The sequence below is a fragment of the Leptospirillum ferrooxidans C2-3 genome (assembly GCF_000284315.1).
Lineage (GTDB): Bacteria > Nitrospirota > Leptospirillia > Leptospirillales > Leptospirillaceae > Leptospirillum > Leptospirillum ferrooxidans.
On sequence record NC_017094.1, the window covers coordinates 2,494,576 to 2,514,749 of the forward strand.

General features: G+C 54.2%; 29 protein-coding genes. All 29 read left to right on the forward strand.

The genetic code is table 11. The features are described from left to right. The first annotated feature begins 8 nt into the window (after nucleotides 1-8). Nucleotides 9-512, forward strand: a complete 504-nt coding sequence (locus LFE_RS12380) for a tetratricopeptide repeat protein (protein WP_014450560.1) — start codon at nucleotides 9-11, stop codon at nucleotides 510-512. Next, nucleotides 509-1,321, forward strand: a complete 813-nt coding sequence (locus LFE_RS12385) for a 4Fe4S-binding leucine-rich repeat protein (protein WP_014450561.1) — start codon at nucleotides 509-511, stop codon at nucleotides 1,319-1,321. The genes LFE_RS12380 and LFE_RS12385 overlap by 4 nt, the downstream gene beginning before the upstream one ends. Further along, entirely contained in the window at nucleotides 1,318-2,478 is a 1,161-nt protein-coding gene (locus tag LFE_RS12390; protein WP_014450562.1) for a cysteine desulfurase family protein, read from the forward strand. The genes LFE_RS12385 and LFE_RS12390 overlap by 4 nt, the downstream gene beginning before the upstream one ends. Beyond that, complete coding sequence (locus tag LFE_RS12395) at nucleotides 2,475-3,629, forward strand: DegT/DnrJ/EryC1/StrS family aminotransferase (protein ID WP_014450563.1); 1,155 nt, start codon at nucleotides 2,475-2,477, stop codon at nucleotides 3,627-3,629. The genes LFE_RS12390 and LFE_RS12395 overlap by 4 nt, the downstream gene beginning before the upstream one ends. Next, complete coding sequence (locus LFE_RS12400; protein WP_014450564.1) at nucleotides 3,601-3,903, forward strand: hypothetical protein; 303 nt, start codon at nucleotides 3,601-3,603, stop codon at nucleotides 3,901-3,903. Before LFE_RS12395 ends, LFE_RS12400 begins: the two co-directional genes overlap by 29 nt. A gap of 41 nt (nucleotides 3,904-3,944) precedes the next feature. Next, a complete protein-coding gene (locus LFE_RS12405; protein WP_014450565.1) occupies nucleotides 3,945-4,253 on the forward strand; it encodes a nitrogen fixation protein NifZ in 309 nt (102 codons plus the stop codon). A gap of 64 nt (nucleotides 4,254-4,317) precedes the next feature. After that, on the forward strand, nucleotides 4,318-4,617 hold the full coding sequence (locus LFE_RS12410; RefSeq protein WP_014450566.1) for a NifU family protein: 300 nt from the start codon (nucleotides 4,318-4,320) through the stop codon (nucleotides 4,615-4,617). 60 nt (nucleotides 4,618-4,677) lie between these two features. Beyond that, a complete protein-coding gene (gene nifT / locus LFE_RS12415; RefSeq protein ID WP_014450567.1) occupies nucleotides 4,678-4,887 on the forward strand; it encodes a putative nitrogen fixation protein NifT in 210 nt (69 codons plus the stop codon). Nucleotides 4,888-4,911: 24 nt separating this feature from the next. After that, nucleotides 4,912-5,172, forward strand: coding sequence for a hypothetical protein (locus LFE_RS12420; protein WP_014450568.1), 261 nt, complete (start codon nucleotides 4,912-4,914; stop codon nucleotides 5,170-5,172). 8 nt (nucleotides 5,173-5,180) lie between these two features. After that, nucleotides 5,181-6,050, forward strand: coding sequence for an SIR2 family protein (locus tag LFE_RS12425; RefSeq protein ID WP_014450569.1), 870 nt, complete (start codon nucleotides 5,181-5,183; stop codon nucleotides 6,048-6,050). Between the two features lie 34 nt (nucleotides 6,051-6,084). Next, on the forward strand, nucleotides 6,085-6,396 hold the full coding sequence (gene fdxB, locus LFE_RS12430) for a ferredoxin III, nif-specific (RefSeq protein WP_014450570.1): 312 nt from the start codon (nucleotides 6,085-6,087) through the stop codon (nucleotides 6,394-6,396). A gap of 32 nt (nucleotides 6,397-6,428) precedes the next feature. Further along, nucleotides 6,429-6,761: a nitrogenase-stabilizing/protective protein NifW gene (gene nifW, locus LFE_RS12435; protein ID WP_014450571.1), complete on the forward strand. Its 333-nt coding sequence runs from the start codon at nucleotides 6,429-6,431 to the stop codon at nucleotides 6,759-6,761. 54 nt (nucleotides 6,762-6,815) lie between these two features. Continuing rightward, complete coding sequence (locus tag LFE_RS12440) at nucleotides 6,816-7,133, forward strand: P-II family nitrogen regulator (protein ID WP_041775123.1); 318 nt, start codon at nucleotides 6,816-6,818, stop codon at nucleotides 7,131-7,133. A gap of 27 nt (nucleotides 7,134-7,160) precedes the next feature. Continuing rightward, nucleotides 7,161-7,586: a P-II family nitrogen regulator gene (locus LFE_RS12445; protein WP_014450573.1), complete on the forward strand. Its 426-nt coding sequence runs from the start codon at nucleotides 7,161-7,163 to the stop codon at nucleotides 7,584-7,586. A gap of 173 nt (nucleotides 7,587-7,759) precedes the next feature. After that, nucleotides 7,760-8,380 (forward strand): ANTAR domain-containing response regulator, encoded by a 621-nt coding sequence (locus tag LFE_RS12450; protein WP_014450574.1) that lies wholly within the window; start codon nucleotides 7,760-7,762, stop codon nucleotides 8,378-8,380. A 34-nt stretch (nucleotides 8,381-8,414) separates the two neighbouring features. After that, nucleotides 8,415-8,612, forward strand: a complete 198-nt coding sequence (locus LFE_RS12455; protein WP_014450575.1) for a CCE_0567 family metalloprotein — start codon at nucleotides 8,415-8,417, stop codon at nucleotides 8,610-8,612. Between the two features lie 42 nt (nucleotides 8,613-8,654). Next, nucleotides 8,655-9,869, forward strand: coding sequence for a homocitrate synthase/isopropylmalate synthase family protein (locus LFE_RS12460; RefSeq protein WP_014450576.1), 1,215 nt, complete (start codon nucleotides 8,655-8,657; stop codon nucleotides 9,867-9,869). Continuing rightward, nucleotides 9,866-10,603 (forward strand): HesA/MoeB/ThiF family protein, encoded by a 738-nt coding sequence (locus tag LFE_RS12465; protein WP_014450577.1) that lies wholly within the window; start codon nucleotides 9,866-9,868, stop codon nucleotides 10,601-10,603. Before LFE_RS12460 ends, LFE_RS12465 begins: the two co-directional genes overlap by 4 nt. Nucleotides 10,604-10,640: 37 nt before the next feature. Next, complete coding sequence (gene modA, locus LFE_RS12470) at nucleotides 10,641-11,456, forward strand: molybdate ABC transporter substrate-binding protein (protein ID WP_014450578.1); 816 nt, start codon at nucleotides 10,641-10,643, stop codon at nucleotides 11,454-11,456. A 24-nt stretch (nucleotides 11,457-11,480) separates the two neighbouring features. Continuing rightward, nucleotides 11,481-12,167, forward strand: coding sequence for a molybdate ABC transporter permease subunit (modB, locus tag LFE_RS12475; protein ID WP_014450579.1), 687 nt, complete (start codon nucleotides 11,481-11,483; stop codon nucleotides 12,165-12,167). Further along, nucleotides 12,139-12,900: an ATP-binding cassette domain-containing protein gene (locus tag LFE_RS13380; RefSeq protein ID WP_014450580.1), complete on the forward strand. Its 762-nt coding sequence runs from the start codon at nucleotides 12,139-12,141 to the stop codon at nucleotides 12,898-12,900. The genes modB and LFE_RS13380 overlap by 29 nt, the downstream gene beginning before the upstream one ends. Before the next feature lie 347 nt (nucleotides 12,901-13,247). Further along, a complete protein-coding gene (locus LFE_RS12490) occupies nucleotides 13,248-14,393 on the forward strand; it encodes a hydrogenase small subunit (RefSeq protein WP_014450581.1) in 1,146 nt (381 codons plus the stop codon). After that, nucleotides 14,390-16,183 (forward strand): nickel-dependent hydrogenase large subunit, encoded by a 1,794-nt coding sequence (locus LFE_RS12495; RefSeq protein ID WP_014450582.1) that lies wholly within the window; start codon nucleotides 14,390-14,392, stop codon nucleotides 16,181-16,183. The genes LFE_RS12490 and LFE_RS12495 overlap by 4 nt, the downstream gene beginning before the upstream one ends. Before the next feature lie 23 nt (nucleotides 16,184-16,206). Next, entirely contained in the window at nucleotides 16,207-16,908 is a 702-nt protein-coding gene (cybH, locus tag LFE_RS12500; RefSeq protein ID WP_014450583.1) for a Ni/Fe-hydrogenase, b-type cytochrome subunit, read from the forward strand. 8 nt (nucleotides 16,909-16,916) lie between these two features. Then, nucleotides 16,917-17,489, forward strand: a complete 573-nt coding sequence (locus LFE_RS12505; RefSeq protein WP_014450584.1) for a HyaD/HybD family hydrogenase maturation endopeptidase — start codon at nucleotides 16,917-16,919, stop codon at nucleotides 17,487-17,489. A gap of 8 nt (nucleotides 17,490-17,497) precedes the next feature. Further along, the gene (locus LFE_RS12510) at nucleotides 17,498-17,788 is read left to right on the forward strand and encodes a HypC/HybG/HupF family hydrogenase formation chaperone (protein ID WP_014450585.1); all 291 of its coding nucleotides are present in this window, start codon (nucleotides 17,498-17,500) and stop codon (nucleotides 17,786-17,788) included. After that, on the forward strand, nucleotides 17,785-18,591 hold the full coding sequence (locus LFE_RS12515; RefSeq protein ID WP_014450586.1) for a hydrogenase expression/formation protein: 807 nt from the start codon (nucleotides 17,785-17,787) through the stop codon (nucleotides 18,589-18,591). The genes LFE_RS12510 and LFE_RS12515 overlap by 4 nt, the downstream gene beginning before the upstream one ends. Continuing rightward, entirely contained in the window at nucleotides 18,567-19,748 is a 1,182-nt protein-coding gene (locus LFE_RS12520; protein ID WP_014450587.1) for a hypothetical protein, read from the forward strand. The genes LFE_RS12515 and LFE_RS12520 overlap by 25 nt, the downstream gene beginning before the upstream one ends. Before the next feature lie 18 nt (nucleotides 19,749-19,766). Further along, nucleotides 19,767-20,108 (forward strand): hydrogenase maturation nickel metallochaperone HypA, encoded by a 342-nt coding sequence (locus LFE_RS12525; protein WP_014450588.1) that lies wholly within the window; start codon nucleotides 19,767-19,769, stop codon nucleotides 20,106-20,108. Nucleotides 20,109-20,174 lie beyond the last annotated feature (66 nt).

Sequence of the window (20,174 nt, forward strand, 5' to 3'; positions counted from 1 at the left end):
TGTCGGACATGCTCCTTGATTCCTGGGAAGAAGCGGCCGGAGCCGCCATTCTTCTAGCTCCTCCTGAAGCGGTGGCCCTTCTCAGATCGGCAGCGATGGCCTATCTGGATACGGAGCTCGCCCTCGAATACCTGAAGGAGGCGGACAGGCTTTACGGGGACTCCATACCGGTTGTGGTCGGAATCTACAAGTTCCACTTTTACAAGGGAATGCTCAGGGAAGCGATCCCTTATGCGCTGAAAGCGGCCCGGATCATGGGTGACCGTCTCGGACTTCCCGATTCTTTTGAACAGGTCAGACCGGAAGATGCGGCTTTTTCAGAATACGAACAGGAACCAAGGTTCTACATGTTCGCCATGAAGGCGGCGGGATACCTCCACGCCCGGCTTGGAGAAATGGAAAAGGCTCTTGAAATCCTCCGAAAGGTCCAGGAGCTGGATTCCCGGGACCGGATGGGAATCACCCGCCTGATCGGGGTGATTGAAAATGGAGGAAAGGAGGAGGAGGAATGAAAAATCAAAAGACAGACCGTTCATTCAGGATCGATTCTCCTGTCTCCCCTCTCCCTTCCGGAGGGAACGTTTCCTGCCAGAACGAATGCGCCTCCTGTCCGGTCTTTCCCTTCCGGATGGAAACTCTTTGCGACCCGGGGCGCTCCTGTGTCAGGACGACCTACGCCAGACACATTGAACGTTTTTTCCGGACCAATCCGTCCTGGGCGGAAAGATTCTGGCAAGACCCTTATTTTGAGGTTCGGGCGATCGTGACCCGCTACCTTCCACAAAAGATTTTAAAGCGTTTGATCGAAGACCCGGATGAAACAGTCCGTATGAATGTGGCTCTTTTCATGGAATCCAGAGACCTTATCCGGATGATCGCTGACCCCGATCGAGAGGTCAGGATCCGGGTCGCGGCAAGGATTCCGGTTTCACTTCTTCCGATGATGCTTTTTGATCCGGACTACTATGTCCGTCTTCAGGTCGCCCTGCGGGTTCGTCCCGACAGCCTGTTCTCCCTGATGGAGGACAGCGATGCCGAGGTTCGCAGGGTTGTGGCGGCGAGAATTCCCTCCCCGCACCACCTGAAGCTCAAAGATGATCCGGATCCCCTTGTCCGGATAGCGGTTCTGGAGCGCCTGAGCCCTGAACTCTGGATGGATGCGACGGAAGACAATGATATCCGGGTGCGATTCTGGCTCGCGGAACGCGCATTGGGGACCGTCCTCCTAAAAATGGCCGCGGATCCTGATTCGTTTATCAAAGACATCGCGAATGGCCGGTTAAAACAGTTGGAAACAGCATCGGAAAGGGTCGCGTCATGAACATTCAAAAACCGTCTTTTATCGATCTTGATTCCTCGGCAACGACACCCGTATCTCCCGGAGTCCTTGAATCCATGATTCCCTATTTCCGGGAAGATTACGGAAATCCATCAAGCCCATATCCCCTGGGAGAGAGAGCCAAGGAAGCGGTCTCCCAGGCAAGGGAAAAACTTGCATGGCTTCTTTCGGCCCAGTCGCGGGAGATCCTTTTCACAAGCGGAGGAACAGAGTCCAACCAGACGGCGGTCAGGGGAGCCCTCTCGGCAAGACCCGGAAAAAAGGAAATCCTGATCAGTTCGATCGAACACTCCTCCATTCTCGGACTCGCTCCTTTTCTGGAGAAGGAAGGGTACAAGGTCACGCTCCTTCCCGTGAACCCATGTGGCCGAATCGAACCTGAAACGGTGAGAAACGCCCTTTCCGAAAATACAGCCCTGGTTTCCGTCATGTGGGTCAATAACGAAACAGGTGCGATCCAGCCGATCGAGGAAATCGTGGCCGATGCCCACAAGGCGGGTGCCCTTGTTCACACGGACGCCGTCGCAGCGACAGGAAAGGTCCCCATTGATCTCTCAAAGGTCCGGGTGGACTCCCTCTCCATGTCTTCCCACAAGATTTATGGACCCAAGGGAATCGGCGCCCTCTTTCTCCGCAAAGGAGAAACGTTCTCCTCTCTCATGCCGGGCTCGCAGGAAAGAAAACGACGGGGAGGAACGGAAAACGTCCCGGGAATCGTCGGACTGGGATATGCAGCGGTGGAGGCGGCCGAATTTCTCCAGAACAGTATCGCAAAAATAACCCTTCTCAGGGATCACCTTGAGGAATCCCTGATGGACTATTTTCCTTTTATCCGGAGAAATGGCCCGAAAGAACCATCTTTTAGGGCTCCCCATATCACGAATCTGGGATTTTTGGGCATTGCCGCGGAAAAACTCCTTATGGATCTGGTCCGGGAAGGGATCTACGTGTCAATGGGCTCGGCCTGCTCCTCCGGATCGATCGACCCCTCCCATGTCCTGACCGCAATGGGGCAGACACGGGAGGAGGCACTGTCGGCGCTCCGATTTTCCCTGGGACGATCAACCACAGCCAGAGACATTGACCGGACGACAACCATTCTGTCCGGAATTCTCAAGGAAAAACGGAGGGCGTCATGAATACGGAAAAGCCCCAGGAAAACCCCATCGCCTTTGACCGTGGCCAATGGACAAAGGAAGAGGAAGAACAGTGGGTCGCTCTTCTCGGAAGGGAGGGATTCGACAGGCCGGTCGAGACGCTCGAGGCCCGGCTTGGATTTGTCTTTGGGAGGGCCAAGGTTCTTTTGGTCCCCAGCCCATCCATCGCGCTCCATATTGTCTTGACCTCCCTCGGAATCAACGAGGGAAGCGAAGTCATCGCCTCCCCGTTTTCCTGGTTCGGTACGGCCAGAGCCATTCCCTGGAGCGGAGCGAAGCTTGTTGTCTCCGATATCGACTCCTGGTCTTTCACTCTGGACCCGGACAAGGTCTCAAAACGGATCAACGAGAAAACCCGCGCCGTCCTGATCGGAAACTCCCTTGGCCATCCGGCGGACTGGGATCGCTTTGAAGACATCAAAAAAGATCATCCGGTGATCCTGATCGAAGACTCGACCGAAGCTCTTTTTTCCGAATACCGGGGCCGACGCACAGGAAGTTTCGGAGATGTGTCGATCCTTGCTTTTGGATCGCCGCACCCCAATCTTGGCGAATCCTATGCGGCAATCCTCACCGACAGGGAGGAGCTGGACACCCTTTTCCGGGCCATGAGGGACAGCCATCGGGCCTTGCCCCTGTCGCTACCGGATCCCATTCTCTCAATGGACCTCGGAATCTCTCCGGCCCTGGCCATGACCGGTCTTTCTTCTCTTGGACGACTGGCGGGAGGTCTCAAGAAAAGAGCCCTGCTTCTGGAAGCTTACCAGGATGCCATGCGCTCCTTCGAGGGGGTCAAGGACCTCTATCTCTCCCCCAATGTGGAATGGGTCAACTGGATGACCTACATGGTCCATCTCGGAACCCGATTCTCGGTTCTCTCGAGAAACGCCATTGTCGATGATCTCAGACAATCCGGTATTGAGGCCATGGCTTTTCCAAAAGCCCTTCACCTCGATCCCTGGTTTTTGGCCCGGGGATATTCCAAAGGAATGGCGCCTATTGCGGAGAAACTTTCAGAGAGGGCCATCGCCCTGCCATTTCACCCGGGAATGAATCCCGAAGATGCGGGGCAGATCATCGAACGATTCAAGGAGGCGGCGATCAATGTCGGTGCCGGAGCGGCCATTTACTGACAATCAGGTCATGGGAAAAACCATTCTCCCGGAATTTCCGGGAGACGAGAAAAGATGGAGGATGAGCACAATGGAAATGGTTCATGTCGTGTTCCTGAATAACGGATCGGTCCAGAAAATCACACATTGTCCGGAAGGGATGAGCTTTCAGTCCTGGTTCAACTTTCTTTCAAGGTCGACGGTGGACCGGTACGAACCCCTTTCCGGCGGGCGGGGAGTGTTTCGCTTCGAACCGGGAGAGATCGAGGACCTAAACCGGAAAGCCCTGGCCTGAACAGGACCGGAACGTCTTTTTGATTGGAAAGGAGAACCTCCATGAGTGGAAGCGATATTGTCGAACTGACCGGACCACCTTTTTTTGAATTTGGCGAAAAGGTCAAGCTCAAGAAACATATCCGAAATGACGGAACGTTCCCGAACCGCGAAGTGGGGGACATTCTGGCAAGAAAAGGAGATGAGGGATACATCCGGAGTATCGGCACCTTTCTCCAGCAGTTCTATATCTATGCCGTCTATATCCCTGAAACCGGGGTCACCGTCGGGTGCAAGTTCCGGGAGATAGAGTCTCTCGATTACGACGACAGTCCCGATGAAGAGCCAGTCAAAACCGAAAACCCCTCATGACCGGATCGGACAGATCCGGGGAACCGATGATTCGGAAACGTTTTTTCCACTGAAGGAGAGGACCGTGGACGAAATATTTGAAGAGCCGGATGCCGACCGGGATGACTTTGTCGGCGACTTCTACTGGTCTTTGCACAGCGTGATGGATCCCATCCGGTGCGAGCTGATTCTTGCGGGAGGAGATGTCCGGCTGGCCGGTGTTGCCACCGATGGCCGGGTCATCGTCCGGCTCATGGGCCCCTTTACGAAATCCTGCATGGACAAAAGGGCGGTTGTCGAACAGATCGAACAATATCTGAAGTCAAAGGACGATCGCGTCACACAGGTTCTTCCTGTTTGCCCGAATCCTGAAGAAACCCTTTGATTTCCGGATGATCTGGAAACCACCTTTTCTCTTCATGAACCCTTAAACGAAAGGCCGACTGTGAAAGTCATGGTCCGTAAAAATGCAGACGGTATTTTTTCAGTCTATGTCCCGAAAAAGGACCTTGAAGAACCGATCGTCCAGTCCGACAAGGAAGCCTTGTTCGGAGGAAATGTCACTTTGGCCAATGGAATGGTGCTGGAGCTTCCCGAGTTGACCGATGGCCAATCTCTTCCGATTACGGTCGAGGCACGGAAAGTTTCGGGATGAGCAAGCAAAGATGGAGGAGGAACGATGGAGGAGACAATGCTTGACGAAGTCACGGCGGTTGTCGCCGAACATTGGGAGGGAATGGGACGGAGGACGCTTCTTCTTTTGAAGGAGCAGTTTCCCGGAATTGTCTTCATCGCCGTTCCGGCCTCTGACGTCATAGAGGAACCTGCCCGCAGATCCGGATCGATCGACCTGCATTTCATCGATACGCAGAACCATTGCGTATCGGTTATCAGCGACTCAAAAAGAGCGGGCGGCATTTTGCTCGCAATCAGGGAATGAGGGAAATCATGGCCATTGTCCAAACCAGTATGGAAGTTTCGCCGGAAGAGATGACCAATACCATCGGAGAAATTGCAAAGTTTTGGAAGGATGGATCCCTTGTCGTCTATCTCGGGCCGGACCTGTTTGTTAATCCTCCGGGATTTCCGACAAGCGAACCTGAGCTCTGCGCAAGGCTTTGTGAAAAAATTACCGTTCCCGGACGGCTCAAAGGCAAGCTTCACGAATCCGCCCAGTATATAGAGTCCTACAAGCACAGGAAAACACTCACGTCCCTGATGGGGGAGCTTTTTACAAAAGACGCGGACGAAGCTCCCGTCCATCGGATTTTATCCGAATATCCCCTGCCTCTCGTCGTCGATACCTGGTTTTCAACCATATCGTCAAAGTGTCTGGTCAGGACGGGAGAGATCCAGATCAGCGCCGTGAGCAAGGCGGAATACAGGGACAAATGGTACCGGATCGACCGGAAGACCAAAGACGGGTGGGAGCCGGCAGATCATGTCTCTCCCTCTGATCATGTCCTCTATCGTCCGTTCGGAACGATGATTCCCAATGTGGAGGTGCTGGTCTCCGACGCCGACTTTGTCGAGGTCCTGACCGAAATCGACATACAGACCCCCATTCCCGAGTGGATCAAGACCCACCGGACAGGCAAACACTTTCTTTTTCTCGGTTGCCATTTTGACGATCAGACAACCCGGATGTTTGCCCGCCAGATCATGAAACGGTCCTCAAACCGGCACTTTGTCGTCACCGACGGGGCCGTGCTCCCAAAAGAAGGGCGTTTCTACGAGCAGGAAGGGATTTCGATTCTTCCCCTGGCTCTCAACAGCACTTTTCTCCCGAAACTCAAGGAAGTGCTCGGAAAAGACTGACCGATCGAAAAACGGTCACGAAAGGAGGGTTTCCATGGACGGATCGGCCTGTGTCACGGGAACCACAAGAGGTCAACTGACCTGGACCCCGCGATTTGTCGAAACGATCGACATCGACAAGTGCATCGGATGTGGCCGCTGCTTCAAGGTCTGCGGGCGGGGAATCCTGGCCCTCATGGGCATCGACGAGGATGGAGAGGCGGTGGTCATTACGGCTGAAAACGAAGACGAACTCGACAAGAAAGTCATGAACATCGTTCATCCGGAATTGTGTATCGGCTGTGAGTCATGTGCCAAGGTGTGTCCCAAAAAGTGCTACCAACACAAGGAAATGCAAACATCCTGACGGAAAATTCCGTTTGGATCAGGAGGTCTCTGATGGTCGTATGGGAAGAAGAATCCAGAAAACTGAGCGCTGCCGAGGACTATTTCCATTTTTTCAATGTGGAATTTGACCCAAAGGTCGTCCATGTCAATCGACTGCACATCCTGAAAAAATTCGGACAGTTCCGTGACGCGATCGAAAAGGAATGGCCTTCGGACGGCTCTCCGGAACAAAAGCGCGAAGCTTACCGGAGGGCTCTTGAAATGGCCTATGAAACCTTTCTGACAGCAACGGCACAGGATGAAAAACTGTTCAAGGTGTTCCAGCATGAAGCTCAGGTTTTCAATGTGGAGTTTCACCCTGAAGGAACAAAGGATCGGGATTAGCCCGATTCTTGATAACGCATCCAACCCCAACAACACCATGGAGAGCAAAAAATGATGAAAATGGTTCGGGCAATTGTTCGTCCTGAGAAAGAAAACGACGTGGTTCTGGCACTGGAAGCCAAAGGTTTTCCCGCGTTGACAAAAACGCATGTGTTTGGACGCGGAAAACAGAAAGGAATCACCGTTGGCCCGATCCATTATGACGAACTTCCCAAGGTCATGCTCATGATTGTCACAGAGGATGAATCTGTCCCTGTCATCATCGATGTCATACAGAAGGCAGCCTTTGTGGGCTACGAAGGGGATGGAAAGATTTTTGTCTCGCCTGTGACAGAAAGCTATACCATCAGAACCGGGGCAAAAGCCGAATAATCGCTTTCTGGAAAGGGAGATGTGAGCATGTTGGTCGAAATAACTGCAATTTTGCGCCGTGACAAGGTGGGTCCCACAATGAAGGGGCTCGATGCCATGGGTCTTGGGGCGATGACGCTGACAACGGTCAACGGACGGGGTCTCCAGGGAGGCAATGTGATGACCGATATCGATCGGGCGGTTCCCGCCGAATATGAGTCGGTCTCCAAAATTGTCAACCATCTGACCCCTGCGTCTTTCGCACTGTCCCATTCGTTGACCCGTCCCGTGTTCTGGATTCCCAAGAGGATGATCCAGATCGTCGTTCCGACATCGATGAAAAACGAGGTGATCGATCTGATCATGAGTGTAAACAGGACAGGCTGGATGGGTGACGGAAAGATCTTCGTCAGCCCCATCGAGGAAAGTCTTCGTATCCGGACAGGTGAACACGGAACAGATTCCGTCTTGTAGACCGGTTTGGCTTCTGAAATGAATACCATTCTTACAAAATGGTATTCATTTTTGTCTTTATGGATCCATTTCCCTACAGGGATAAGCCTGTAAAGTGGCCCCAAACAGGATATTTCAAAGAAGGCATGGAACTTGCGATTATCTTCTGAATCTTCAACCGGAAGAGGCATATTATGAGTACGATCGTTCTGGTTCAAAAAGACACCAATCGTCACACCGAAATCGTCCGGGAGCTGACCGCCATCGGAGTGGAGAGGGTTCTGGTCCTTTCACTTGAGGCCTTTCTTTCGAGGACGGACCCTGAGAGCGTGGACGGGATCCTTCTCGATCGGGGGGAATCCCTGGGAACCTTCTTTCAGATTGTCCAGAGTGTTGGAGGGGGCCCACCCATACCGATCATCCTTCTCATGGAGAGAAGGGATGAGCATGGGGGACGGGATTGTCTCACCGGAGTCATGCTGCAGCCGTTTTGCGACCTCCGCTTTGCCTCCCTGTTCAAGGAAGCCGTCTTCCATATCCGGGACTTCTGCGCCGTATGCGAGGAAAACCAGAGACTCAAGGAGGAGGTGCTCGAGCGCAAGATCATCGAACGGGCCAAATGGATTCTGGTGAAGCAGGAAGGTCTTTCCGAGGACAATGCCTATCGTCGCATCCGGGCAGAAAGCATGAAAAAGCGACGGTCGATGAAAGATGTCGCCATCGACATTCTGGCCCGGTCAGGAGAGTTCGGAGAGGATCTGATGTACAGGGAGCATGAAACCGGTGAAAAAGGTCTCCCCGGCAATAGGCGCTAAAACCGTTTTTTCGTCAAACAGTCAGGAGGTCTCGATGGATCTGAAAGAACTTGAAGGAAAGTACCGAAAACTCGCACGTCAGGCATCTGAAACAGCCATGGAGCTTCACGACCTGACGGAGGAGCTTCCCGGGGCATACCAAAAAATTGAGGAAGTGGCCAGAAAGGCGATTTTGAAACACCAGGAATGGGCCGAAGCCAAGGAAGCCTTCGAAAAAGCTCAGTCTTCCTGACCTGTTTTACAACTCAGGGAAAACTGATGGGGAGGGCACAAGATGATCGAGGAGGGAACAGAAGTCCATAACAAGGCGGATTCGGGTTTCGATCCTGTCTTTGTCGATACGACCATTCGTGATGGCGGACAGTCGCCTGGGGTTTTCTTTGATCGCCCCACCAAAATGGTCATCGTTACCACCCTTGCAAGAATAGGCGTTCGGGAAATCGAGGTCGGAACTCCCTGTCTGGGAGACCACGAGGTCGAGGATCTCCGGGCCTTGCTTTCCCTTCCGGTTCCGGTCGAACTTTTCCCGTGGCTGCGACCACTCGATACCGATTTTGAGACGGCACTGACGCTCGGTTTCAAGAGGGTCCATGTCTCTTTTCCCACATCGGATGCCCATCGGGCCTCAGTCCAGAACATGGGGCAGCCGGACATTATCGAGCGGGTCCGGAAAACCGTTCTCAAACTCTCAGGCGAGGGGTGCCGGGTCTCGATCGGACTTGAAGACGGATCGAGGGCCCCCATGGATTTTCTGAAGGAGTTCATCGCCGCCGTCCGGGAGTCCGGGGGAATCCGGGTACGTTACTGCGACACAGTCGGAAAGCACCATCCGGCCGAACTGATTGGAAGAATTGAGGAGATTTCAAAAGAGGGTCTTCCGATCGAGATCCACTGCCACAATGATTTGGGTATGGCGACCGCCAATACGGTTGCCGCTTATCATTCCGGTGCCCGGTATCTCTCCACTACAGTGACCGGTGTCGGAGAGCGCGCAGGAAATGCGGCCATGGAAGAGGTGGCCTTTGCCCTGGCCTGCGAAAGGGGAGATCCGTCGCTTCCCGAATCCTCAACGATCGACCTTCCTGGACTTGCCCATATTTCCCGATGGCTTTATGGGGCTATCCGGAGAACCCTCTCTCCCTATCGACCGGTGGTCGGCTCGCGAATCTTTCATCATTCCTCGGGAATTCATGTCGACGGGGTCATCAAGGATCCCGCCAATTATGAGCTTTTCCCCCCCGATCTTGTGGGTTCCAAGCGAAAAATCATCGTGACCCACCAGACAGGCCGGGCCGGGATCAAAAATGTTCTGGAACGCATGGGATATCGGCCGTCGAAAGAGATTCTCGACCGGCTGGTTCCCCTTGTGAGGGAAGAAGGATGGAAACTCAAGGGAATTGTTCCGGCACAGACGATTCTGAACCAGTTCATGGCCATCCTGGATTCGAACGAGGGACGATTCCAGGAACCACTGGGACACAGGCTATGACCGCCATTCTGGAAAATGCCCGAGTAGCCCGTCAGATGAACCTTCCCGGATGGAGCCAGGAGCATCAGGACCGTCTGTTCAGAAGCCGGGTTTTTCTCGCCGGAATCGGAGGGATCGGAGGAGTGGTCGCGGAATATCTGGTCATGGGCGGCGTTCGGGAGATCACTCTCGTCCATGAGGGGGAGCTCTGTCTTCCCGACCTGAACCGGCAGACCCTCATGAGCTTTGACGGAATCGGCAAAAGTCGGGTTCATCTGGCTGCCAACCGGCTCAGGAGCCTGGTTCCCGATTGCCATATCGAGGCCTTTGACACAAAGGTGACAAACGATCTTCTCCCTCTTCTTTCATCGGCGGACATCGTCATCGATGCACGAACAAACTTTGAGGAACGATTTCTCCTGAACAGGCTGTCGGCAGTCTCCGAAAAATCCCTGATTTTCTCGGCAATGAATGGCACGGAAGGGATGGTCGCCCATCTTCGACCGGGTCGGGGAGCCTGTCTTGAATGTGTCTTTCCCGAAGGAGATCCGGAATGGGATCCGCTCGGTTTTCCCGTTCTCGGAGCCATCTCGGGAACGGTTGGCGCGATGGCCGCCATTTTGGCCATCCGGATCCTCTCCGGCTATGGATCCCAGGCAGAAGAGCAGATGACCCTCTTCGAGGGGATGGACCTGTCGACCAGGAACTTCTCCCTGGTCAGACACAAGGCCTGTCCTTTCTGCCAGAGTCTGTGATCATCAATTACCTCCGTTGGAGAAAGGAAAAATCCTGATGAACAAGCTTGTCAGAAATACGTCCTTCACCCCTGACAGCCCTTTCATGACCCTGTTCCTGTGTTTTGTGCTGATCGCTGTCTCGCTTTTACGGGTCCCGGCCAGTGCCTTCGGAGAAACGCTCAGGATCACGGCCGCAGCCGACCTGATGGCTGTCTTGCCGGAAATCTCCCACAACTTTACAAAAAAGACGCACGTGACAGTGCGCATCTCCTACAGTTCTTCCGGTGAGTCCGCGATCGCGATTCGCCATCATGCTCCGTTCGACCTGTTTCTTTCGGCCGATTCATCCTTTCCCGAGAACCTCTCAAAACAGGGCTGGGTGATCGCAGACAGTGTCAAAACATATACCAGGGGGATCCTTGTCCTCTGGGTCTCGCAAAAGGCCCTGCCTCCAAAAACAAACGGCAAGATCGGAACGTCAACCCTTCTGGACTCCGGGATCCGGAAAATCGCACTGGCCAATCCTCGCCTTGCTCCCTATGGCCACGCGGGGATGAAATGTCTCAAGTCCCGGAACCTCTGGACTCCGCTTCGCACAAAGCTCGTTTATGCCAACACCCTGGCTCAGGTTTCACAATATATGAGAACAAAAACCGCCGATGCAGGCTTTCTGTCCAAGGCCCAGGCCATGATTCTTTCCCGGCATTCGAAAGGGAGCTCCATCGAACTTTCTCCGGGATGCGTCCCCGATCTTGACCAGAAGATGGCCATCATCAAGACGAGCCCCCACCTGAAAGCGGCCAGAGACTTTGAAACCTTCATTCTGGGACAACCAACACAGGATTTCCTGAAAGCCCATGGATACCGTTAGGCCATTTCCCAAAAGGAGGCTGTGATGAACCATTCGGCTCTCTATGTGACGGTCTCCCTTTCCCTTCTCACCGCCACCATACTGACCGTCTCGAGTCTCCCGTTTGCATGGTGGATCGTTTATTCCGGAAGCCGTTGGGTCACTCTGGGGGAGGCGATCCTGACGCTCACCCTGGTGCTGCCCCCGGCCGTCCTGGGCTATCTCCTTCTCGTTGTCTTCAGCCCGGACAATCCGTTTGGGGGTTTTTTTGCAAAGATCCTGGGCCACCCGCTTCCTTTCTCCTTCGAAGGCCTCCTTGTCGCATCCCTCCTCTACAGCCTTCCGTTTGCCGTCCAGCCAGTGTCCCAGGCTTTTCGGCAAATCCCCCAAAGTACCATTGAAATGGCCAGGCTGCTTGGTGCCAGCCGGGCGAGAACCTTTTTCCGGATTATCGTTCCCCTTTCCCTTTCTGGTCTCTGGACAGGCTGGATACTGGGATTCGCCCACACAGTCGGAGAATTTGGGGTCGTCATGATGGTGGGAGGAAATATCCCCGGATCGACACGAACCCTGTCCCTTAAAGCCTATGACGATCTTCTCTCGATGAATGACAAAAGCGCCTGGGAATCCATCGGTTATCTTCTTCTCTTTTCCTTTCTGGCTCTCACCGCGCTGAACCTGATACGCCGAAAGGGAACATCCCGTGAATCCATCGAAGTCACTCGACGTTGATCTTCTGCTCAGAAGACCGGGATCCCCAAGGCTAGAGATTCGATGTTCCATCACTCTCGGCCAAAAATATCTCCTTGGGGTCTGTGGCGCTTCCGGATCGGGAAAGACCTCCTTCCTTCGCATGCTCGCCGGCCTTCTTTCCCCCGATGACGGATCGATCGTCATGGGAAACTCTGTCTGGTTTGACCGGCAAAAAGGAATCGAAGCCCCCACAGAGCAGCGGGACATTTCCTACCTTCCGCAGAATGTCTGTCTTTTTCCCCACATGACGATCCGGGAGAACCTTGTCTTTGCGGCGGAATCAGCAAGACCAGAAAAAACCCGCTTGGCTTTTTCCCTTTTTTCCGGAATAAAACGAACCGGAAAGATCTCAAAAGAACGCGATCAGGAGCTGACACGGTTGTCGACCCTTTTCGGGATCGAAGATCTCATGAACAAAAAAGTGGGAGAACTCTCCGGAGGGCAAGCCCGAAAGGCCGCCCTGGCCCGGATGTTTCTGAAACCCTGTTCCCTCTACCTTCTCGACGAGCCCCTGACAGCCATCGATCCGGCGGCCAGACGGGTTTTGACCAGCGTGATCATGAATCTTCTCGACGAAACGGGAACTCCGGCGATATGGGTCACCCATTCTCCCGATGAGGTGGCCTGCGTGGCTAACGAAATGGCCGAGTTTTCCACCTCTGAGGCGGAAGACAAGACAGGATGGTGGCAAAAACCACTCCGAAACCAATAGGAAACGTCCACCCAAAATAGAAAAAAGCCTCTGCCAGAACCAGACTGGAAAAATGCCATGGATTTCATGAACTCCTGTTGAGCGCAAAAACCCCTTGTAATCTCTCCATCCCGAGATTATATTCTTGAACGGTATCTCTTCTCTGATTTCTCCTTCTCTTTTTCCCCTCCGACGCCGCTGTCGGTTTCCCCAATAGTCGATTGCCGGCAAAGAAGCCCTGCACCAATGCACAAGACCCCAGGATCCATTCCAAAATCATTTTATAAAGAATCCTGAAGACCAAAAGCCTGAACTCCGTCCCATGGTCTACCGGGTCCTTCAAGTCTATCCTTCCCAAAGGAGGTCTCATGCCCGAAACCGTTTATGAAGTGATGAAAAGTCAGGGAATCACCCGAAGAAGCTTTATCAAATTTTGCAGTCTCATGGCGGCGGGAATGTCACTCGCACCATCATTCGTTCCGGTCATTGCCAGTGCGCTCGAGACCATGCCCAGAGTTCCGGTCCTCTGGCTCCATGGTCTTGAGTGCACCTGCTGCAGCGAATCCTTCATCCGTTCATCGCATCCGCTGGCGAAGGATGTGATCCTCTCGATGATCTCCCTTGACTATGATGACACTCTGATGGCTGCAGCGGGACATGAAGCTGAAGACTGCCTTGAAAGCGTGATGAAAAAGCACCCGGGGGAATACATCCTCGCCGTCGAGGGCAATCCGCCCATGAACGAAGACGGAATGTACTGCATTGTCGGCGGAAAACCGTTTGTGGAGCAGTTGAGAAGAGTCGCATCCAAGGCCAAGGCAGTGATCGCATGGGGATCCTGCGCCTCGTGGGGATGCGTTCAGGCGGCCAAACCCAACCCCACCCAGGCAACCCCCATTCATGAAATCCTGACCGACAGGCAGGTCATCAAGATTCCGGGATGTCCTCCGATCGCCGAGGTGATGACCGGAGTCATCACCTATATCACCACCTTTGGCAGACTCCCTGAGCTCGACCGTGAGGGACGTCCCAAAATGTTTTACAGCCAGAGAATCCACGACAAGTGCTACCGTCGCCCCAACTACGATGCCGGGCAATACGTCGAACACTGGGACGACGAGGGAGCCCGCAAGGGATATTGCCTTTACAAAATGGGTTGCAAGGGGCCGGTGACCTACAATGCCTGCTCGACCACAGGGTGGAATAATGGGGTCTCTTTTCCCATCAAGTCCGGACACGGATGCATCGGTTGCTCCGAAAAGGATTTCTGGGACAAGGGCCCATTCTACAAACATCTTTCAAACCTTGAAGGATTTGGTGTAGAGGCTGACGCCGACACGATCGGGCTCACCACCCTTGGTGTCGCGGGAGCAGGTGTTGCCGCCCACGCTCTCCTCACAGGCATTCAAAAATCCGGCGGAGGTCACGAATCCGGAAAAACGAAGGCTTCCCGATCCGAAGCAGCCGGCAAGGATCAGGCACCGAACTTGCCTCAGAAGGAGACGAAAGAATGAGCGTCTATGAAACACAAGGTTTCCGGATGGACAATTCCGGACGAAGGGTGGTGGTTGACCCTGTTACAAGAATCGAGGGACATCTTCGCTGTGAAGTGAATCTTGACAGCAACAACATCATCAGAAACGCGGTCAGTTCCGGAACAATGTGGCGAGGAATCGAGACCATCCTTAAAGGGAGAGATCCCCGGGACGCCTGGGCCTTCACCCAAAGGATCTGCGGCGTTTGTACCGGAGTCCATGCCCTCGTCTCCGTCCGGACGGTCGAAGATGCCTTGGGAATCACCATTCCCGACAATGCCAACATCATCAGGAATCTCATGCATCTGACTCTCATGGTTCAGGATCATCTGGTCCACTTCTACCACCTCCACGCCATGGACTGGGTCGATGTGCCCAATGCCCTGAAGGCAGACCCCAGACAAACCTCGGCAATCGCCCAAAAGATCTCCCGTTGGCCAAACTCGTCACCCGGATATTTCCGGGATGTCCAGAACCGGCTCAAAAAATTCGTCGAATCCGGACAACTAGGCCCCTTCATGAACGGCTACTGGGGGAATCCCTCCTACAAACTTCCGGCAGAGGTCAATCTGCTCGCGGTGACCCACTATCTTGAAGCACTGGATTTCCAGAAGGAAATCGTCAAGATCCACACGATTTTCGGAGGAAAAAATCCCCATCCCAACTGGCTGGTTGGCGGCGTTCCCTGCGCGATCAATATCGACGGAGATCTTTCGGCGGGAGCACCGCTCAACATGGAACGATTGAACTATGTCTCCCAGATCATCGAGAGAACCATCACGTTCATCGATCAGGTCTACATTCCGGACCTGGTCGCCATCGCGTCCTACTATAAGGACTGGCTGTACGGAGGAGGCCTGTCGAGCCAGAATGTCATGTCCTACGGAGAGTTTCCGGACCACCCGAATGATTACTCTCCCCGAAACCTTCTTCTTCCCCGCGGAGCGATCATCGGTGGAGACCTCTCCACCGTCCATCCGGTGGACCTCAAAAACCCCACCGAGATCGAAGAGTTTGTCGTCCACTCCTGGTACCGGTACCCGGATGAAACCAGAGGAATCCATCCCTGGGACGGCATCACCGATCCGAACTATATTCTGGGGAAAAACGCCAAGGGAACACCGACCGACATCAAGGAGCTGGACGAGGAAGGTAAGTACTCCTTCATCAAGGCCCCGAGATGGAACGGCCATGCCATGGAAGTGGGCCCATTGGCCAGATGGATCATCGGATACGCCCAAAAAAAACCGGAATTCAAGGAGCCGGTCGACAAACTCCTGAGTTCGCTTGGACTTCCCGTGAGCGCCCTTTTTTCAACGCTCGGCCGAACGGCGGCACGGGGTCTTGAAGCCTCCTGGTCGGCCCACAAGATGCGCTATTTCCATAAACGTCTGATGGACAATATCCGCGCTGGAAATACAGCGACCGCCAATACGGAGAAGTGGGAACCCCGGACTTGGCCAAAAGAGTGCAAGGGGGTTGGATTCGCGGAGGCTCCGAGAGGCGCCCTCGGCCACTGGATCCGGATCAGGGAGGGGAAAATCGAAAACTATCAGGCGGTCGTTCCCACCACCTGGAACGGATCTCCACGTGACCCCAAGGGACAGATCGGCGCGTTCGAGGCCGCCCTTATGAACACCCCTCTCGCCGATCCGAAACAGCCTCTTGAGATACTCAGGACACTCCACAGCTTCGATCCCTGCCTGGCCTGCTCCACTCATATCCTCGGGCCAGAGGGGAAACCTCTTCACAGTGTGAAAGTCCGGTAAAAATCCGGACATGGAGGAAAAATATGGGGTACGAGGTCGAAGTTTCCACGGTGGCTCCGGAAAACGATGAAGGGGTCCACTACATCTATGAAGCTCCGGTCCGAATTTGGCACTGGATCAATGCCGGATCGATCCTCGTCCTGGCGGTGAGCGGTTATCTAATCGCCCACCCGTTTCCAAGTCTCATGGGCGAGGCAAGCCATCATTTCCTGATGGGAGACATCCGGTTCTCCCATTTTGTCGCAGCCTATCTCTTCGGCGGGGGATTTCTCATCCGGTTTTTATGGAGCTTCATCGGAAACACCTATTCCCGGGAACTTTTCCGCATCCCGGTAACAAGCGGCGAATGGTGGAAGGATCTGTCCCGTGAAATCCGCTGGATCTTCTTTCTGGAAAAGAGTCCAAGGAAATACTATGGACACAATCCCGTGGCCCAGTCGGCCATGTTTGTCTTTTTCGTACTCGGCTCCCTTGTGATGATCGGTACAGGCGGGGCGATGTACGCAGAGGGACTCGGAGCAGGTTCATGGGCCGATCGATTGTTTGGCTGGATCACTCCCCTAGTTGGACAGCCCCAGGATTTGAGAACGCTCCACCACCTCGGCATGTGGTTTATTCTGGTCTTTGTTTTGGGACATATCTACATGGCGATCAGGGAAGACATTGTGGGACGTCAGACCTCGGTCGGGACCATGATCAGCGGTTTCCGGTTCTTCAGAAAGTGATCGGAAAAATGGAGAGTCTCCCAAAAACATTGATTCTGGGGATTGGAAACCTCCTGTGGGGAGACGAGGGGTTGGGCGTCCGGGCCGTCTGGGCCTTTCAGGAACAGTTTCATCTTCCCGAGGGAGTCACCATCATGGACGGAGGAACCCAGGGGCTTTCACTCACCCCGTTCATCCAGGAAACCGACCGTCTCCTGATCTTTGATGCCGTGGACTTTCAACAAGAGCCCGGATCCATTGTTGTGCGCCGAAATGAAGAGGTCCCGGCTTACCTTCACTCAGGCAAGATGAGCCTTCATCAAACCGGCTTCCAGGAGGTGCTGATCCTGTGCGACCTCCTTGGATCATCTCCGAGGGAAATGGCCCTGGTCGGAGTGCAGCCATTGGAGTGGGATGAATTCGGTGGATCACTCACCGCTCTGGTAGAAGGACAGATTCCCCTTATTCTGGAAAAAGGAGCGGAGATCCTCGCTGAATGGGGGCTCGTCCTGTCTCCCGGAAAGGAGATTCCCTTTGACAGGATCTCTCCCGACCCTATTCACATGACCATATCCGACCGGAGAACATTCCCATGTGCCTAGGAGTGCCCATGAGGGTTCTTGAGTCCCACCCTTTCCTTTCGAAATGCGAGGGTCGTGGGGAAATCCGATCCATTCAGATGGCCCTGGTCGGAGCTCAGACGCCGGGAACATGGGTCATGGCCTTTCTGGGTCAGGCCCGCCAGGTTCTGACGGAGGATGAGGCAATGGAGATCAATCTTGCCCTGGACGCCCTTGAGGCGGCATTTGCCGGGGAGACTGACTTTGAGCGCTTTTTTCCGGACATCCCTTCCCGCTCCTCCGGAGCGGCCAATGGACTCACCGATGGAGAAAACCCATGAGCATGACCTCCTCTCCGGACATTCCGGAACACACACGCATCACCCCCAGACTTTACGAATCCATGGTCGCCATTCAAGATCTGCTGGCAAAAGCCATCGAACACCCCGATGAAAGCTATGGGTTATCCCTTGAATCCCTCACGCCGGAAGAATGCGGCCACCTTGTCGAACTCTTGGGAGAAGGAGAGATCTCCGGGAGGATTCTTTCGGACGATCCGGAAAAAAAAGGCAAGGCACTCCATGTCCGGGAATCAAACTATCCAGGTCTATGGCTTCTGGGAAACAGTCCGGAGGGGTCTTCGAACGGAGTGGTCCTTTCGGAAATTGAGGTGGGAAGATCTCCCCGGCTTCTCCGCACAAAACCGGTCGTGGCGCCCGGCCTCGTCCCGGACGAGCGTTATGAAGGCCCACTCAAGCACCTCTTTCCCCATCTCATGAATGCTCGTCCACTCCTGGGCGAGTTGGCATGGCATCTTGAAAACCATTCCCCCCGAAAGGGGGCCCATAAAATCTTTCTGAACAAGCTTCCCCTGTCTGAAGCAGATGCCGAATGGATCGACCGGCTCTTGAAAGAAGACCGGATCTCTCTGGTCTCCAGGGGGTACGGAGCCTGCCAGATCCATTCGACTGCTTTTCCGGGTCTATGGAGGGTCCTCTACAAAAATCCGGAAGGAATCCTGCTTCTCGATGCCATTTGTGTGACGGACGTTCCGGATGAGGTTGCGGCGACAGGGGAGGACATGACCGATGGTCTTCTCCAATATGAGGAATTTCTCAAATGGATCGCATCGGACCTTTCTTGAGACCGATCAAAACTCCAAAAGCTCCCCCCGGACTGATCGAGCTTTGTCTGGAGAGTGACCCGGGCGGGCCTTCGGGGAGGATCGGGATTGTTCCCAGGAACCTTTCCCATCTGAAACTTCTTGAGGGCATTGATGCCGGGAAGAGCCTCGCCCGGGTGGGATTTCTCTTCACCCTTTGTCGCATGGCCCAGACCACCTTGGCCCGGGAAGCTTTATGCTGTGCCCAGTCACGGCCCATCCTTCCAAACGAGCGAAGAAAAGCCGAATGGATGGTCCTGAAAGAAAGTCTTCTCGAGTCGCTCAGAACCGTCCTGACTCTCCCCGGGACCTCTTTTTCTCCAAGCGGCTGGAACTTCGACGATTTTCGGGGGCTGGCCAACGGGGTACCCGACGAAAATCCCGACACACCCTTCTGGAGAGCTTTCCGGGAGATAAGCGAACGTTCTGTTTTCGGAGGTCCATCCTCCCGCTTCATGGAAATGGATTCGCCTGAACAATGGGACCAATGGGCGCAAAGTGGAAAAAAGGAAAAAAACACTCCGGTCTCCCTTCTGGCCCGGGAGCTTTTCAAAGAAAAACGAATGAAGAATGTTTTTTTTCCGGAAATGACAACACAGAGGATCATGGAGACCCGGGAGGTCATTATGGACAGTCTCCACAATGTTCACTTCCTGACCCACCCTCATCTTCGGGGAGTTTTTCATGAGACTGGACCCAAATCCAGAATGAGCTCCCATCCACTGGTCATCAGCCTGGATACAGAGCGTCCTCTTGCCGCCCGTCTCGCATCCCGGCTTCTTGAACTCGCCTCATGGGCAGCAGAAGGTCCCCGGATGGTCGGGAAAAGCCTTCTCTTCGGAATTGCCTCAGAATCCACAGCCCCCGGGACCGGCCTGGCGTGGGCTGAAACAGCCCGTGGGGTTCTCGTCCACCTGGCGACTGTCCGCAACGGACAGACCGGGATCTACCGGATCCTCGCCCCGACCGAATGGACCTTTCATCCGGAGGGAGGACCTTTTAAAAGATGGGTCAACAACTGGCATGGACTCTCCGGACCCTGCGAAGAATCGGGTGAAACGAATGAATTCTGGACAAGCCTCGATCAGGCGTTATGGATCTTCGACCCCTGCACCCCGGTCCGCTTGCCGGAGAGGTGAAGACGGGAGGACGGAAAAATGCATGAACTATCACTTGCAACAAGCCTTCTAGAGCTATTGGAGGAGCGGGCCTTACTCGACGCCTTCAGCCGGGTTCAGAAGATCGTTCTGAAAGTGGGAGAACTGTCCGGGGTATCGATTCCGGCCCTCCGCCAGGGCTTTGAGTTTGCCACGAAAGGGACCCTCGCAGAAGGGGCGAAAATGGATATCATCGAACCCCCCGGATCAGGCTGGTGCTTCACCTGCGAACGGACCGTTCCGCTCAGGGATCCCTTCCGAAGCTGTCCGTATTGCGGAAAAAGCGCTGTCACACCAACCGGTGGAATGGAATTCATGGTCGTGGAACTTGTGGTCCTGTAAAAATGCGTTCACCGGGTGCATTCGCACCCATAGTACTGGCTGATCAGATCATGTGTTGCTGAAGAC